Here is a 16,852-nt window from a genome sequence, read left to right on the forward strand (position 1 = left end):
TATAAATACACAGCTAGGAAGGACGATGTTGAATTGCTATAACGGGCATCTAAAATATTAATGCAGTAGAGATTCTCATGAATAAAAAGCAACTCACTCAATCCATGGCTAATAAAATGGACATTCCTCAAGCTCAAGCTAAGCAACAACTTGAACAAATTCTAGCGGTTATTCATCAAGGTTTAGCAGAAGGCGAGAAAATTTATATTCCACAATTTGGCACATTTGAGTTGCGTTTTTACTTACCTAAATTAGGCCGTAATCCACAAACTGGCGCAACAATAGAAATTGACGGATTTAATCAACCCAGCTTTAAAGCATCACCCGCATTAAAAGCATTGATTAACACTTAAGCCAAAGTGGTAGAAACCTTAAAAACCTAAGAACTAGAACGCTTTGCGGCTAGAGGCTATAACTGCATCACGAGAAAACGGTTTGCGGATGATTGTTGCATGCTGCGAGTAGAGTGCTCAACGTCTGGAGATTAAGAGCCTAGGTACTAGAACGCTTCGGGGCTAGAGGCTATAACTGCATCACGAGAAAACGGTTTGCGGATGATTGTTGCATGCTGCGAGTAGAGTGCTCAACGTTTGGAGATTAAAAGCCTAGGTACTAGAACGCTTCGCGGCTAGAGGCTATACCAGCAGTTATCCAGTTTAACTCTACCTAACTGAAACTAGCCAACGACTTTCCTAATAACCCGCTCTTATAGCCGCGTAGCGAACTAGTAGAACGAAGTCCGCCCTAGCATCTAGGCTCTTATCGCACTCACCCTTTTTAGCGTTTGTTACCCTTAAAAACCAAATTTCAGACGTAAAAAAGCCCCAACTAATGTTGAGGCTTCTTTACACCATTCTCTATTGCTAGGGCCTGTTGATCTTTGCTGGTTGAATTTTGTTCGAGTTAAAAACGTTTTAATCGAGGCGAATGGATTGATGCCTAGTCATCTAAGCAAAATGCATTCAACAAAGAGTAAAACGTTTTTAGCCGAACCCTTCGGGCAGCGTTTGTTGGCCATTTTTACTGTGTTATCGACTTTTTATGTAGAATAACTACACCTCAAAGTCTCTGCCTTGTACAAATGCCCAACAATTCGCTGCAAAAATAACCTTAAAAGATCAACAGGCCCTAGCGTCTCGCATATAAATAATGGTACCCGAGGTCAGACTGCTCTTGATAACAACTACTGACGCGCTAATATTCAACAAGCACGAGGGATTTTATTTTTCGATGTTATTGATTAAATTTCAGACGTAAAAAAGCCCCAACTAATGTTGAGGCTTTTTTACACCACTCTCTATTGCTAGAGATTATAATGGTACCCGAGGCCAGACTTGAACTGGCACGCTTATTCAGCGAGGGATTTTAAATCCCTTGTGTCTACCGATTCCACCACTCGGGCAAACTGAGTGTGTTTTGATATAAAATATCAATTCACTTAATTCATTTCACGTAAGATAAACGCAGATGCTTTCGCGTCCCGCTTAACTTGGTGCACACTTTACTGATTTTTTTACACCAAGCAACAAAAACATTCATCACACCGAACTGAACGCTTCAAAAAACGTCAATCCGATGTAATATTCAACAAAAAAAGCTGCTTAGCAAAAAAGGTTAATTAGTTTGCTCTCACAGGAGTTAACCCTTTACTGCGGTTAGTAACTGCATCGTCAATCTCAAAACCTGCTTCACTCCACACTTGTGCTTCTTCAACATTAAACGCTTCTTTGGCCCAAATGGTCGCAGTGTCTAAAGTAAAGTTTGCTTTTATCCAACCATCTGACTCCGCAGGTCCAAAGCCTCTTACACGCCAATTTTGCGCTTGAGTTGAATCAAAGCCAATGGCTTTCCATTGACTAATCTCACGCTCAGACATACCTTGCCAACTCGGTGCCGATGCACAAGCGACTAATAACGAGACCAATAAACCGACTAATAATTTTTTCATACTTTCCTAATCATTAATATAAATGCCGCGGCGCATAAATCGTCGAATAACAGCACAATAATCTATAAATTTTGAGAATCATATCTGAGAAAAAACTTTTGACAAGTAGGCGGGCCATAATTAATTTTTATCGAAAAAAAATAACAAAAAAGGCCGCATTCGCGACCTTCTATAAATTAACCAAACACGAAATATTAGCTACGCTGACGGGTTGGTTTACCGTGATTACCAACCACTTTATGCTTGTGAACTGCACGGCGAATTTTAGCACTTTTAACCTTAGAACGGGCAACACTGTGTTTATCCGTACCTAAAATTGAGCGGGTTTCAGCTTCTAAACCAGCAAGTTGACGTAAGTAATTAACTTGGTCAATTGGCAATTCAATCCAGCCACCACGAGGTAATGTTTTAGGTAATTCAACCTTGCCATAACGCACACGGATCAAGCGACTAACTTGTACTTCTTGCGATTCCCACAAACGACGTACTTCACGATTACGTCCTTCACGAAGAGTGACATGCCACCACTGGTTTATGCCTTCGCCACCCGCAGCTTTAATAGTATCAAACTTTGCAGGACCATCTTCCAAAGTCACGCCAGTACGTAAACGTTGTACTGCAGCTTCTGGCACTTCGCCAAAGGTACGCACAGCATATTCACGCTCTACCTCATTTGACGGATGCATTAAACGGTTAGCTAATTCACCATCACAGGTAAATAACAGTAACCCTGAAGTATTAATATCTAAGCGCCCTACCGCAACCCAGCGCGCATCACGCACTTTAGGTAAACGTTCAAACACGGTAGTACGGCCTTCTGGATCTTTGCGCGAGCAAATTTCACCTTCAGGTTTATGGTATGCCAGTACACGACAAATAATATCGTCAGCTGATTTTAATGAAACAGCACGGCCATCAATACGTATCTTGGCATCAGCCTCAACACGATCACCTAAGCCAGAAATTTCACCGTCAACACTAACTCGGCCTGCAGCAATCCATGCCTCCATCTCACGACGGGAGCCATGGCCTGCACGGGCCAAGACTTTCTGCAATTTTTCACTCATTAGCGGGGACTCTTTAAAGAAATTTAATAAAAAACAAAAGGTTAATCACTTTTATTTTATTGTCTTTTTAGGATTGTACCCGCCAATGGCGCATACAATTAGAAAAGTGCGGCGATTATACGCTGAATGGGGCTTGTGAGCAAAAAATACCATTGTTAATCACCAAAACCATCATAGCGTTTACAGACCAAGTCATTAAATCACACAAAAAAGGCAGCTGACGCGAAACCGTCAGCTGCCTTAGCAAACAACTCAATATGATAATATAGAGGTTAACGTGTCACTTTAAGATTAAACACCAGGCTATACATTACTGGCAACACAACTAAGGTGAGTAGAGAAGCAAAGCCCAAACCAAAAATGATGGTGATGGCCATAGAACCAAAGAAAGCATCATTGATTAATGGGATCATGCCTAACATAGTAGTAATGGCCGCCATCATCACCGGGCGAACACGACTCACACACGAATCAACCAGAGCAAATCCAGGTTCTTTACCTTCTTCAAGTTCAAGATTGATTTGATCGACCAACACGATACCATTTTTAATCACCATCCCAGAGAGGCTCAACAAGCCAAGCAATGCCATAAAGCTAAACGGAGCATCGAATATCAACAAACCTGCTGATACGCCAATAACCGCCAATGGAACAGTGAACCAAATAACCAATGGTTGTCGCACTGAGTTAAATAAAAACACAGTAATTAAGAACATCGCTAAGTAGCCCATCGGAATTGAGCTAAATACCGCGGTTTGCGCTTCACCTGCTGATTCAAACTCGCCGCCCCACTCTAGGCGATAACCTGCAGGCAATTTAATATCCTCGACCTTGCTTTTCACTTTTTTATGCACCGAATCAGCTGTCTCGTCAGATCCCAATTTAGGATCTGCCAAAACCGCCAACATACGAATACGGTCACGACGCATAATTAAAGGGTTTTCCCATTCGGTACTGAATTCGCTAACCACTTGCGATGCCGGAACAAAGATATTGTTCTCTGTGCTCCATATTTGCATTTTCCACAAACTATCTGCTTGCAAACGTTCAGTTGCGGGAGCTCGAGCGACAATCGGTAAAAGATGGCTAGTTTCACGATATAAGCCAATTTGTTTACCACTAAAGTTAACCAGTAAAGCGTTATCTAAATCTTGCTTACTGATGCCAGTTTCACGCGCTTGCGCATTTTGTAGTTGCGGACGGATCACCGGGACTTGATTACGCCAATCGTGACGAACACCGTCCATTGTCGGCTCGTTTCTAAAAATTGTTTCTGCTTGTATTGCTAAACCACGTAAGACTTGCGGGTCTTCGCCATAAAAACGCGCTTCAATTTTGGCTGCTGGAGACGGACCATTTTCCATATTTTTTAAGCGATATTGTGCTTGTGGGAAGTGACTATTTAACAACAGCTCAACTTGCGGCATATAGGCTTTAACGGCTGCGAGATCGCGCATTTCTATTATAAGCTGGGCAAAAGCTGGGTAGCCTTTTTCAGGCTGATAAGGTAACACAAAACGTTGTGCACCCTGGCCGATAACAGAGCTTAAGTGCACTAAGCCAGTGTCATTGAGCTCACTTTCTTGTAGAAGTTTCCTTTCTATTTCGCCAGTAAAACGTTCAGTAGCTTTAATGTCTGTCCCTTCTGGCATCCACACATCAACAAAAAATATTGGCGTATTTGATGCAGGGAAAAACACGTTCTTAATGTGACCAAAGCCTATCACTGCAGTGACTAGCATCGCCAACACTACTGACAATGTCACTAAACGAAAGCGCAGTACAAAATACAGAAAACTGCGGTAAGTGGTAAATAACCAGCCTTTATAAGGATCAACCTGTTCAGCGTTCGGCGAGGACTCTTTGAATAACAAATTACAGAAAAAAGGCGTTAAGGTGATTGCTGTTATCCAACTAATAAATAAAGAGATCATCAATACTTGAAATAATGAACGACAAAATTCCCCCGCCGCATTTTGAGACAAGCCAATCGGAGCAAAAGCAATAATGGCAATCACAGTGGCGCCTAACAATGGCCACTGAGTTTGCGATACCACTTGCTTGGCAGCTTCAACACGGGTTTTACCCCGTTGCAAACCAATTAAAATGCCTTCGGTCACCACAATGGCGTTATCGACTAACATGCCTAAGGCAATGATCAGCGCACCCAAAGAAATAAGCTGTAATTCAATGTCTAATACTTTCATCACAATGAAAGTACCCAGAATGGTTAGCAGCAGAATTAGGCCCATCAATAATCCAGAACGAAGGCCCATAAACAATAATAATACTGCAATAACAATCGCAATCGACTCTAAAAGGTTAATCAAAAAACCTTGTACGGTAGCATCGACAGCAGAGCTTTGGTTATAAACCGTATCAAGGCTCATCCCTAACGGTCGTTGTGATTCAAGCTCAACTAAGCGTTCACTAACGCGTTGACCTACATCGACTACGTTTACGCCGCCAGAAAACGCAATACCTAATGATAATGCCGCCTCACCTCTGTTGTGATAAAGCACATTTGGAGTATCGTCATAGTCTTTTTCAATATTGGCAATATCGCCAAGGTAAATAAGCTCAGTGCTACCGGGAGAGCTCACCACTAAACGAGACAACTCCTCTACCGAACTAAACTCACCAGTAGGATGCAAACGGATACGATTGTCACCAATGACAATACTGCCAGCATTGGACACTACGTTTTGATTATTGACGAGTCCATAGATATAATTTTGATCTAAGCCTAACGCTGACAATTTTTGTTGTGAAATTTCAATCACAACCTGCTCTGTCACATCGCCCACCACAGAGACTTTTTTTACCCCAGGAACAAGCACCAGCTCGCGGCGTAAATAATCTGAATAGTTGCTCAGTTCTCGATTACTAAAATCGTTACCTGACAAGTTCAATAAAATACCGTACACATCACCAAAGTCATCAATCACTTGTGGCGTTGCGGTGCCAGGAGGTAAACGCCCAGTCGTATCGTTGACCTTACGACGAACCTCATCCCACACTTGCGGCAGACGATGCTTGTCATAACTGTCTTTAATCTCTACCTGGATTTGCGATAATCCAGCGCTGTTAATCGAGGTAATATGTTTAATACCATCAAGCTGCTGTAAAGCGTCTTCAAGCGGCAAAGTCACTTCTTCTTCCACTTGTTCAGGCGACGCACCAGGATAAGCAGTTATCACCAACGCTTGTTTAATGGTAAATTCGGGGAATTCTAATTGCCCTAAGCCTGTAAAAGCCACACTGCCGCCAATAAGCAGTAAAAAGACAAACATCCAGCTAATGACTTTGTGATTAATGGAATATTCAGCAACATTCATCAACTACACTCCCCGTTGCCAGCGTAAAGGCTTCACTTTCATGCCTGCAGATAATTGCGACAATCCTGCGGCAACAATAACATCGCCTTTTTGCAAACCGCTCAACACTTCAACACCATCAGTGCTCACCCGTCCAAGGATCACTGTTACCGGGCTAACATCTCCGCTATCTGGCTGATAACGCCATACGGTTACATCACCATTTTGGTCTTGCTTGTCTACGGCAGAAATAGGAACAATAGTCCTAAAACTCTGTTGCGAGTCATTAAGTGTTGCTAAAGTTAACTCGGCACTCATGCCTGGCAATAGCTGCACCTTATCTGGTTGTGGTAATGAAAACACGACTTCATAAGCTTGTGTGCCCGGGGTTACTTGGGTTGAGTATTCTTTAAATTTAGCATCGAACGACATCCCCTCTACTGCGCTAAAACGTACCTTTGCGGCTAAACCGTTGGCAATATCTTGAGTTAATATAGCTGCCATGGCTTCAGGCACTTGAATGATGACATCAAGCAGTTGATTATTTTGCAGAGTCATGACGCCTTGGTTTGCCTGAACAATTTGATGGTTATCCACTAAACGCTTTGCAATGGTGCCACTAAAAGGTGCTTCTAAACGGGTATAACTTACTTGATCATTCGCGGCGGCTAATGCTGCTTTAGCTGATTTAAGTTGAGCTTTACTGCTGTCAAATAACGCTTGTGAAATCAATTTACGGTCAAGTAGCGTTTGGTTACGGCTAAAATCGGCTAACAACAAATCATACTCAGCTTCACGGGTCATTAAATTATTATGCGCATCGCGATCGTCTAATTGAGCCAATAAAAAACCCTGTTTAACCTGCTGGCCTTCAACAAGATCAAGTCTGACAAGCTGACCTGAAATCCGAAATGATAATTCGGCACGACTATTGGCTTCCACTCGCGCAGGAAATTGGCGAACGGTATTACCTGATGACTGTGTCACTTCAAACAATTTTACCGGTCGCACAAGCACATCTTGCACGGCGCTTTCCACGGGCGTACAACCAGCTAAAAGAGTAGAAATAAGCAATGCCAATGGCAATGTTGAATAATATTTCATCAATTACGTTCCTTGGTAACAGAGATTTAAACAGGTGTGGTGACATCAATATTATCCTTTTCAGGAATAACAGTTAATTCACAATTATGCCGAACAATACGCTGAATTATAGTTGCAATAAATGGGTTTATTTGGGAACATCAATCCCATTATTTGAGTTTGACTTATCAACTATAATCAGAGCAAAAAATATGAAAACCGAAGACATTGCATTATTCCACCGTATTGTCGAAACCGGCAGCATACTTGAAGCCGCTAACTTGTTGAATTTGCCTAAATCGACGGTCAGCAGACGCTTGCAATCGTTAGAAGAGTCATTAAATTTGAAGTTGTTTCATCGTCAAAGTCGCGCAATCACGCTTACGTCAGCGGGTAGTCATTTTTACGAAAAAACCTTGACGATGCTAGCAGATTTGGCGCAAACATTAGATCAAATCACTGATAATAAAGCAGAACTCAATGGTCATCTGCGGATCTTAATTTTTCCAATCCCAGAAATGATGGATATTGTTAGTAAGATTTTTAATTTTATGGACGCCAACCCAAAGTTATCGATTGAAATTATTAGCAGTACTGAGCCACTCGATATGGTCAGGCACAACATCGATATTGCATTTATGGTGCAAGAAACCTTTAGTGAAATAGATATGGTGGCCAAGCCTATTATTCGCGAGGAGTTGTATTTTGTTGCCAGTCCGCAATATCTCGCTAAAGCGGGCACGCCCCATTCGCCAGAGGAAATAGAACAGCATAATTCGATTTTATTTCGTTTCCCTAATGGTAAAACCTTTAGCGAAGTACCTTTGGCGAATGATGCTATGCAAGCGGTTAAGGGCAATTTATGCACCAATAGTATTCAATTAGCTTATGAAGCTACGCTTTCTGGTCGAGGTATCGGTTATTTGCCTTTGCGGATTTGTCAGGAGGATTTTAAGCAGGCCAAACTGGTGCGTTTATTTAATGAATTACCACCTTATATAGCCGTGGTATTTTTAGTCTACCCTTCAAGACGTTTTTTAAGTCTCGCTAGTCAACGTTTTATCGACTATATGCTAGCTAATCTTCCCGAGAGCGGCAGTTATCAATCACCGTCGACACAAGTAAAAGTGTGGATCTGATAAACAGCCTATCGGGATGATAGAATCTTGTCTAAAAAGTTAATATCAGTCATAGTATATGGTAGGTATAAAAGATAAAAAAATAACCTAACCTTATCAGTATGGTATTGATAATTAGTGATATGAGTAAACAGTAGTATTGTCCATCTTGGTACTGTCGCTATCGATGTCATTGCTAATTGTTAATTGTTAACTGCAGCGTCTTGCTGATCGAGCTCGATGGTATTAGCTGGCTTGACTATCTCATCAAGCTTAAGCGGACTGTCCATACTTAACTGAGCTTTTTCAAATAATGCATGTAAAGAATCAGCATCAGTTAATGCCGGTAAATCGGCAAGTTTTGTTAAATTAAAATAATCCAGAAATGCAGGGGTGGTCGCATATAATGCTGGTTTACCAGGTACTTCCTTATGGCCAACCACTTTAATCCACTGCCGATCCGCTAAGCTTTTTATAATATTGCTGCTAATTGCTACGCCTCTAATATATTCAATATCACCACGGGTAACGGGTTGCCGATAAGCAATAACAGCCAAGGTTTCAAGGGTCGCTCGTGAATACTTAGGGGATTTATCTTGCCACAGAGGTTGCAGGTAAGCACTGAGTATTTCCTGAGTTTGGAAGCGATAACCACTAGCCACTTTAACCAGTTGCACGCCACGCTCTTGATAATCTTGTTGTAATTCATCAAGCGTTTCCTGAATGCGCGTGCGCGACACACTAAAATCAGCTAACACCGTTTCTTTGATGGCTTTAACAGACAATGGTTTAGCTAAGACAAATAAACTGGCTTCAATAAGCTGTTTTAGCTGGATAGGATTAATTGGCTTCATGGATCTCTTCGAATATCGTTGATTAATACGCTTTTACATAGATGGGTGAAAACGGTTCATTTTGCACTAACTCAACGAGTAACTCTTTAACCAGCTCCATGAGTGCTAAAAAACTCACCACGACACCGGCTCGGCCTTCACTGACATCAAACAAACACTCAAAACCAATGTATTCTGTACTGGATAATTTAGCTAAAATTTGGCTCATGCGTTCACGGGTAGATAAATGTTCACGCTTTACGTGATGATCTTCGTTAGCATCAATGCGTTTTAGTACTTCGCCAAACGCACGTGCAATATCCACCAGCGACACTTCAGGCGGCACCGTGACAGATTTAATGTCTGGGGCTGCGCTCACTGATGCTTGCAACACATCACGATCAACTCGCGGTAACGCATCAATATCGGCAGCCGCTTGTTTGATCACTTCATAAGCTTTTAATTGCCGAATCAGTACCACTCGAGGATCTTCTTCCTCGTCGTTTTCACTGGCCATTTTAGGTAGCAATAATCGAGATTTAATCTCAGCTAATGTTGCGGCCATCACCAAATAATCGGCAGCCAACTCAATCCGCGCTTCAGTAAGGATCTCAATATAGAGTAAATATTGTTGGGTGATTTGTTGAATAGGCAAATCAACCACATCTAATTTTTGTTTGCGGATAAGATATAACAATAAATCCAGCGGGCCTTCAAAGGTTTCAAGAAACACCTCTAAAGCCTCTGGTGGAATAAACAAGTCTAGTGGCATGCTGTCAAGCACTTGGCCACGAACTACGGCCAAAGGCAGGCTTTGCTGACTGCCCTGCATGTTTATCCTTGATGACTCGTCAACGGTTGTCACTTGTGGTTATTCAAATGCACTGGTATCACCAGCACCATGACGTAATATCACCATCTCATCTTCAGACATATCAATGACTGTTGTTTGATTCTCAGGTAAATAACCACCATGAATAATGCCGTCGACTACATTTTCTAGAATATCGCGAATATGCTCAGGATCTGACTCGGCAATTTGCTCATTAGGCATCACTAAGCTTGTGGTCATCATAGGTTCATCTAAAGCTTCAAGTAATGCCAGCGCAATAACATTGTTGGGTACGCGAATACCTATGGTGCGTTTTTTGTCGCATTGTAAACGGCGCGGCACTTCTTTAGTGGCTTTGAAGATAAACGTATAAGGCCCAGGCGTACAGCTCTTCAATAAACGATATGCCTGATTATCAACCCTAGCAAAGTTAGCCAGTTCAGATAAATCACGGCACATTAATGAAAAGTTAGTGTCGTTTTCAATCTGGCGAATACGCGCCATACGCGTCATAGCATTTTTTTCGCCAATCATGCAACCTAATGCATAACCTGAGTCAGTGGGATAAACAATGACTCCACCTTGTTTCAGAATTGCCACCGCTTGGTTAATTAACCGAGCTTGTGGGTTTTCATCATGAATATACCAAAATTGACTCATGCTCTTTCCGTCCAATGTTGTGATTGCCAAACCCATTCCACACCTTGAGGTTGGAATAAGTTTTTACCTAGCTCGATCCAATTGCTGGGAAAGTGAAAGTCGCTCCCCACTGAAGCAAGAAGGTTATTCTGTTTACTTAATGCGATGAGATTATTACGGTCATCCAAAGTTTGCTGACCAAGAATAACTTCAATAGCATCGCCACCAGCCTCTGCAAATTCACGCACTAAGCGCTTAAGCCATTTGGCCGATAATTTGTAACCGCTAGGGTGAGCTAATACTGCAACGCCACCAGCTTGATGAATATGCTCTATTGCATTGGCCATATCACCCCAATTATTGGGTACATAACCTGTTTTGCCACGAGCTAAGTAACGTTTAAACACGCTAGGCATATCTGCCGCATGACCATTATTAGCTAACCATCTAGCATAATGGCCACGGCTAAGTGCAGCATCGCCAGCAATAGCTTTTGCGCCATCATAGGCACCCTCTATCCCAGCTTTAGCTAAACGTTCGCCAATCTCCTGGGCTCGGACTTCACGCAACTCACGTTGATGAGTTAAAAAATCCAATAATCCTGAGTGATCGATATCCAAGTTTAATCCGACGATATGAATATCAAAACTGTTCCAACGCGTCGAAATTTCACAACCATTAATTAATAGTAATGGCGTGACGTGATTTTTATTAGCAAGATGCGCTTCAGCTAACCCTCCAACGGTGTCATGGTCAGTAATAGCAAACATCTCGACGCCTTTTTCAATAGCGCGAGTTAATAATTCGGTTGGTGTTAATTGACCGTCTGATGCGGTCGTGTGGCTGTGAAGATCGGCCAAGAGAGTCTCTGTAATCATGTGTTTATTATACAAGAATACCAATAAAAATACTGCTTGGATTTATCAATAAATCATGGCAATTAATAAATTATTTAGGCATAAGTTAGTTAGACCGCTCAATAAATAAACCGAATTTCTCCTGATTGTCATTTTTTGATGCTATTTGAGAAATATTCAATTGACATTAACCGCTAGCTGGGTTTTCCTATAGGCATTAAACACCGACATAATATAGCGATTAACAATGACACTCTCTTTAGCTTCATTACACATTACTTGGTGGTGGCACTTCCCAAACTAACGGGTGGTGTGAAGCGTTGTGCTCATTTTTAAGAGACAAGATTTTACCAGAAAGCCCGCAGAGATGTGGGCTTTCTTGTTATTTGGCCCATTCAGTTTAGTCACTCGGGTTACACAATATTAGAGGCCAATCAATGATAAAAACACCTTACACTGGGAGCGATGACATAGTGACAACAATGATGACACCAAACCAACTCGCTCAGATTACCACGCAAAAACGGCTATTAACCTATCACACTGATCCGTTAAAACTATATCAGCAAGTGACGAATAACGCGCCGCATACCATGCTGTTAGAGTCTGCAGAGGTAGAAAGCAAAGACCATTTGAAAAGCATCGTGTTAACTCATGCTGCAATGATGATCCGTTGCGACGGTTACCAACTCACCTTCAATGCGTTGACTCAAAATGGCGCGGCGCTACTAACGCCAATTGCTAACTTTTTCAGTGATGCTCAGCAGCAACGAAACCATGACAGCCTAGTCGTAACATTGAAAAAAGCCACCGAATTACAAGACGAAGATGCACGCTTAAAATCGACATCGCCGCTTGATGGCTTAAGAATGTTTATTAAACACATTCAAACTAACAATGCGCTTAAATTTGAAGATTTATTTTTAGGTGGTGTGTTGGCATACGACTTGATCGATACCGTTGAGCCACTACCACCGGCGCCTAACGCCCACAATGATTGCCCCGACTACTTATTTTATCTTGCTGAAACACTCATTTTAATTGATCACCAAACTCAGCACGCTGAGATTGTTAGCCACCAATTTAATCAAGATAAAACCATAGCAGAGCAACTAGCTCAGCAATTGCAACGTGTCATACAGCAATGTACTCAATTAGGCGATATTACTCCGTTAGTGCCCGTTGCTGCCGACGCAGTCGTCAATATCACTGACGAGCAATTTAAGCAAACCGTTGTTGATTTAAAAGAACACATAGTCGCTGGGGATATTTTTCAGGTGGTACCCTCTCGTTGTTTCAGCCTGCCTTGCCCTAATACCCTAGGAGCCTACCGCGCACTGAGATTAACCAATCCTAGTCCGTATATGTTCTATTTTAGAGGCCCTGACTTTACCTTATTTGGCGCATCGCCAGAAAGTGCCCTCAAATACGATGCTGCCAGTAATCAAGTTGAAGTGTATCCCATCGCAGGCACACGTCAGCGCGGTAAAAATGCCCAAGGTGAGATTGATGTTGACTTAGACAGCCGCATCGAACTGGAACTGCGTTTAGATAAGAAAGAATTATCTGAACATTTAATGTTGGTCGATTTAGCCCGTAATGACATCGCGCGCATTAGCCAGAGCGGCAGCCGTAAAGTCACCGAATTATTAAAAGTCGATCGTTATTCCCACGTGATGCATTTAGTCAGTCGCGTTACTGGCCAATTACGTTTAGATTTAGACGCACTGCATGCCTATCAAGCCTGTATGAATATGGGCACCTTAGTTGGCGCACCAAAAGTGCGTGCATCACAACTCGTTCGCCAAGCAGAACAAGCTCGTCGTGGCAGTTATGGCGGCGCTGTGGGTTACCTCAATGGTCTCGGCGATATGGATACCTGCATTGTAATTCGCTCAGCCTTTGTTAAAGATGATATTGCCCATATTCAAGCGGGAGCGGGTGTGGTGTTTGATTCAGACCCACAGGCCGAAGCAGATGAAACTCGTCAAAAAGCCCAAGCGGTTATCTCGGCAATAAAAATGGGAGGTGGCCTATGAGCACTGTAACAACACAAAGTAATACACAAACCACTAATGGAATGAAACTCTATTTACTCGATAACTTTGACTCATTCACCTACAACTTAGTCGATCAATTTCGCAGCTTAGGTTGTGAAGTTGTTATTTACCGTAATGATGTCAGTGCCGATTATGTTGCACAAAAGCTCATCAATGAAACCGGTAAAACGGCATTGGTGTTATCCCCCGGACCTGGTGCGCCTCATGAAGCGGGTTGCATGATGGAACTGATTGGTAAAGTCGCCGGTAAAGTCCCGATGCTGGGCATTTGTTTAGGTCATCAAGCCATGGTTGAATATTATGGCGGCAAAGTAGAGCGGGCACCATTTGTGGTTCACGGTAAAGCCAGTCCGACCTTCCATAATGGTCAGGGTGTCTTTGCCAATTTACCTTCACCATTACCGGTGGCACGCTATCACAGCTTAGTTGCGACTAAGGTACCTGACTGTTTAGACGTTATTGCTACCACCGATGATATGCCAATGGCAATATTGCATCCAGAACATCAAGCAATTGGCTTTCAGTTTCATCCAGAATCGATTTTAACCACCTTAGGTAGTCAATTACTGACGCAAACATTAGCGTATTTAACCCAAGAACATACCTTTGCAGGAGGCGCATAATGGATAACCTGCAAGCTTTATTCGATCGCCTTTATCAAGGTAGCTCGATAACTCGTGAGCAAATGGCACAAGTTTTTAGCGCTATTATTCAAGGTGATATGCAACCTGCAACTATGGCAGGCATGTTAGTCGCGCTGAAAATGCGCGGCGAAACCATTGACGAAATAGCCGGTGCAGCGGATGCATTACGCCAAGCCGCTAAACCTTTTCCACGCAGTGATGCCTCAATAAGAACCGGCATTGTTGATATCGTTGGTACCGGCGGCGATGGCCATAACACCATTAATATATCAACCACTGCAGCTTTTGTTGCCGCCGCCGCGGGCGCCAAAGTTGCAAAGCACGGTAATCGCAGTGTATCGAGTAAGTCTGGATCATCTGACTTATTGTCCCATTGCGGTATTACGCTCACCATGGCGCCAGATGCAGCAAGCCAGTGTTTAGATAAACTGGGCTTATGTTTTTTATTTGCGCCCCATTACCACGGTGGAGTAAAACATGCAGTGCCCGTAAGACAAGCCTTAAAAACTCGGACCATTTTTAATGTGCTAGGACCATTAATTAATCCTGCAAGCCCTGAGTTTATGTTGCTAGGCGTTTACAAACTTGAGCTCATCGAACCTATCGCACATGTACTCCATGCCTTAGGCGTGAAACGCGCCATGGTAGTACATGGTAGTGGTTTAGATGAAGTGGCATTGCATGACAATACGCATGTGGCAGAACTAAATGACGGTGTGGTGCGTACTTACCAGCTTAGCCCTGAAGAACTCGGTGTGACTCGCGCAGACATATCGCAGTTAACGGGTGGTGAACCGGCGGACAATGCCCTAATAACTCAAGCTATTTTACAAGGTAATGGCCAGCCTGCTCACCGAGATGCGGTGGCCATTAACGCCGGCTGTGCTTTGTATATCAGTGGTATTTGTGACTCTGTTCAAGCAGGTACTCAGCTAGCATTAGCAACACTTGCCAGTGGTGCAGCCTTCACTTTATTAACCGATTTAGCTGCCGCGAGCCAAGCTGGAGAAAACAATGAGTAAGCCAGAAAGTAATGTACTAACCCGTATCGTCGAAACTAAAGTGGCCCATATTGCCGCGCTAAAATTGCGTTTCCCTGAAGCCAGCTTGCAACCAAAAATATCGGATCGTAGCTTATTTGATGCTCTAAAAGCCCCTGATGCTCAGTTCATTTTTGAGTGCAAAAAGGCCAGTCCCTCAAAAGGCCTTATTCGCCCAGATTTTGATGTTGAAGCCATCGCCGATATTTACACTCGCTACGCAGCAGGTATTTCAGTGCTTACTGATGAAGAGTTTTTCCAAGGTGACATGGACTACATTCCAAAAGTACGTGCCAGAGTGACTCAACCAATTATTTGTAAAGACTTCTTTGTCGATCCTTATCAAGTGAAACTAGCCGCTCATCAAGGTGCAGATGCCATTTTACTGATGCTGTCAGTGCTTGATGATGAGCAATATCGTTTATTGGCCGACGAAGCAGCAAAGTATCAATTAGATAGCTTAACCGAAGTCAGTAACGAAGCTGAATTAGTTAGGGCGATTGATCTAAATGCACCGATTATAGGTATTAATAACCGTAATTTGCGCGACTTAAGCACCGATCTGGCTACCACAGAATTATTAGCGCCACAGATCCCCGCCGACAGAGTAGTGATCAGTGAATCTGGCATTTATGATCATCAACAGGTTCGCCGGTTAAATCCATTGGTTGACGGTTATCTTGTTGGCAGTTCAATTATGGCGCAAGACGATATAGATTTAGCGTGCAGACAACTTATTTTTGGAAACAATAAAGTCTGCGGTTTGACTAGAATTGACGATATTGAGGCAGTAGCTAAAGCTGGGGCGGTATTTGGAGGGCTAATTTTTCATCCAAAATCACCTAGAGCCGTAACACCTGCACAAGCAAGTGAATTAATCGCCCAAATGCAGCAACGTCATATTGGCTTAAACATGGTAGGGGTATTTGTTAATCACCCCGTTGCAGATATCGCCGTGCTAGCCCAAACGCTGAATCTTTTTGCAGTGCAATTACACGGCAATGAAACTGAACTTGAAATCACAGAATTAAAAGCGTTACTTAAGCAACAACAGCTCAATACCGAAATTTGGAAAGCCGTTGCAATTGACAGTAACAACGGCGAAGTGAGCCAAAAATCGGTTGGCGCCGATCGTTATTTATACGACAGCAAGTCAGCACAACAATTTGGCGGCACCGGGCAAACGTTTAATTGGCAAGCAGATATTGATGATAAACAAGATGCGATGTTGGCGGGGGGATTAACCCCTGACAATGTTTATCTCGCGAGCCAACAAGGATTTTATGGGGTCGACTTAAATTCAGGAGTAGAATCTAGCCCTGGCCATAAAGACCACCAAAAACTGATTGCTGCATTTACTCAATTACGCCGTAATTAATTTTCTATTTACGACACTATTTTTAGTTAAAAACAT

At 42.7% G+C, this 16,852-nt stretch carries 14 protein-coding genes and 1 tRNA gene; 6 read left to right on the forward strand and 9 right to left on the reverse strand.

Annotation, left to right across the window (positions count from 1 at the left end; genetic code table 11):
* Positions 1 to 77: 77 nt before the first annotated feature.
* Positions 78 to 353 (forward strand): HU family DNA-binding protein, encoded by a 276-nt coding sequence (locus EGC82_RS14110; protein ID WP_124731325.1) that lies wholly within the window; start codon positions 78 to 80, stop codon positions 351 to 353.
* A gap of 963 nt (positions 354 to 1,316) precedes the next feature.
* On the opposite strand, the gene EGC82_RS14120 is transcribed toward EGC82_RS14110, so the two are convergent.
* The 5 genes from EGC82_RS14120 to EGC82_RS14140 form a co-directional block, all read right to left on the reverse strand.
* Positions 1,317 to 1,402: transfer RNA gene (locus EGC82_RS14120), tRNA-Leu, on the reverse strand.
* Between the two features lie 216 nt (positions 1,403 to 1,618).
* On the reverse strand, positions 1,619 to 1,948 hold the full coding sequence (locus EGC82_RS14125) for a hypothetical protein (protein ID WP_124731326.1): 330 nt from the start codon (positions 1,946 to 1,948) through the stop codon (positions 1,619 to 1,621).
* A 194-nt stretch (positions 1,949 to 2,142) separates the two neighbouring features.
* A complete protein-coding gene (gene rluB / locus EGC82_RS14130; protein WP_124731327.1) occupies positions 2,143 to 3,015 on the reverse strand; it encodes a 23S rRNA pseudouridine(2605) synthase RluB in 873 nt (290 codons plus the stop codon).
* Between the two features lie 272 nt (positions 3,016 to 3,287).
* Entirely contained in the window at positions 3,288 to 6,353 is a 3,066-nt protein-coding gene (locus tag EGC82_RS14135) for an efflux RND transporter permease subunit (protein ID WP_124731328.1), read from the reverse strand.
* Positions 6,354 to 6,356: 3 nt separating this feature from the next.
* Positions 6,357 to 7,436, reverse strand: coding sequence for an efflux RND transporter periplasmic adaptor subunit (locus EGC82_RS14140; RefSeq protein WP_124731329.1), 1,080 nt, complete (start codon positions 7,434 to 7,436; stop codon positions 6,357 to 6,359).
* 191 nt (positions 7,437 to 7,627) lie between these two features.
* Here EGC82_RS14140 and EGC82_RS14145 point away from each other — a divergent pair, with 191 nt between their 5' ends.
* Positions 7,628 to 8,554: a LysR family transcriptional regulator gene (locus EGC82_RS14145; protein ID WP_124731330.1), complete on the forward strand. Its 927-nt coding sequence runs from the start codon at positions 7,628 to 7,630 to the stop codon at positions 8,552 to 8,554.
* A 182-nt stretch (positions 8,555 to 8,736) separates the two neighbouring features.
* Here the strand turns inward: EGC82_RS14145 and scpB are convergent, their stop codons facing one another.
* From scpB to rnm, 4 genes are read right to left on the reverse strand one after another with little or no spacing between them, the layout of a single operon-like run.
* On the reverse strand, positions 8,737 to 9,387 hold the full coding sequence (scpB, locus tag EGC82_RS14150) for an SMC-Scp complex subunit ScpB (RefSeq protein ID WP_244212470.1): 651 nt from the start codon (positions 9,385 to 9,387) through the stop codon (positions 8,737 to 8,739).
* 22 nt (positions 9,388 to 9,409) lie between these two features.
* Entirely contained in the window at positions 9,410 to 10,198 is a 789-nt protein-coding gene (locus EGC82_RS14155) for a segregation and condensation protein A (RefSeq protein ID WP_124731331.1), read from the reverse strand.
* 39 nt (positions 10,199 to 10,237) lie between these two features.
* Complete coding sequence (locus EGC82_RS14160; RefSeq protein ID WP_124731332.1) at positions 10,238 to 10,858, reverse strand: L-threonylcarbamoyladenylate synthase; 621 nt, start codon at positions 10,856 to 10,858, stop codon at positions 10,238 to 10,240.
* Positions 10,855 to 11,715: an RNase RNM gene (gene rnm, locus EGC82_RS14165; RefSeq protein ID WP_124731333.1), complete on the reverse strand. Its 861-nt coding sequence runs from the start codon at positions 11,713 to 11,715 to the stop codon at positions 10,855 to 10,857. Before rnm ends, EGC82_RS14160 begins: the two co-directional genes overlap by 4 nt.
* A 464-nt stretch (positions 11,716 to 12,179) precedes the next feature.
* On the opposite strand from rnm, the gene EGC82_RS14170 reads away from it, so the two are divergent.
* From EGC82_RS14170 to trpCF, 4 genes are read left to right on the forward strand one after another with little or no spacing between them, the layout of a single operon-like run.
* Positions 12,180 to 13,733, forward strand: a complete 1,554-nt coding sequence (locus tag EGC82_RS14170) for an anthranilate synthase component 1 (protein WP_124732660.1) — start codon at positions 12,180 to 12,182, stop codon at positions 13,731 to 13,733.
* Positions 13,734 to 13,774: 41 nt separating this feature from the next.
* A complete protein-coding gene (locus EGC82_RS14175; RefSeq protein ID WP_124732661.1) occupies positions 13,775 to 14,377 on the forward strand; it encodes an aminodeoxychorismate/anthranilate synthase component II in 603 nt (200 codons plus the stop codon).
* On the forward strand, positions 14,377 to 15,420 hold the full coding sequence (gene trpD / locus EGC82_RS14180) for an anthranilate phosphoribosyltransferase (RefSeq protein ID WP_124731334.1): 1,044 nt from the start codon (positions 14,377 to 14,379) through the stop codon (positions 15,418 to 15,420). Before EGC82_RS14175 ends, trpD begins: the two co-directional genes overlap by 1 nt.
* Positions 15,413 to 16,816 carry a bifunctional indole-3-glycerol-phosphate synthase TrpC/phosphoribosylanthranilate isomerase TrpF gene (gene trpCF, locus EGC82_RS14185; RefSeq protein ID WP_124731335.1) on the forward strand — a complete coding sequence of 468 codons (1,404 nt, stop codon included), beginning with the start codon at positions 15,413 to 15,415 and terminating at the stop codon, positions 16,814 to 16,816. The genes trpD and trpCF overlap by 8 nt, the downstream gene beginning before the upstream one ends.
* Positions 16,817 to 16,852: the final 36 nt, after the last annotated feature.

Origin of the sequence: Shewanella livingstonensis (assembly GCF_003855395.1) — a bacterium.
Classification (GTDB): domain Bacteria; phylum Pseudomonadota; class Gammaproteobacteria; order Enterobacterales; family Shewanellaceae; genus Shewanella; species Shewanella livingstonensis.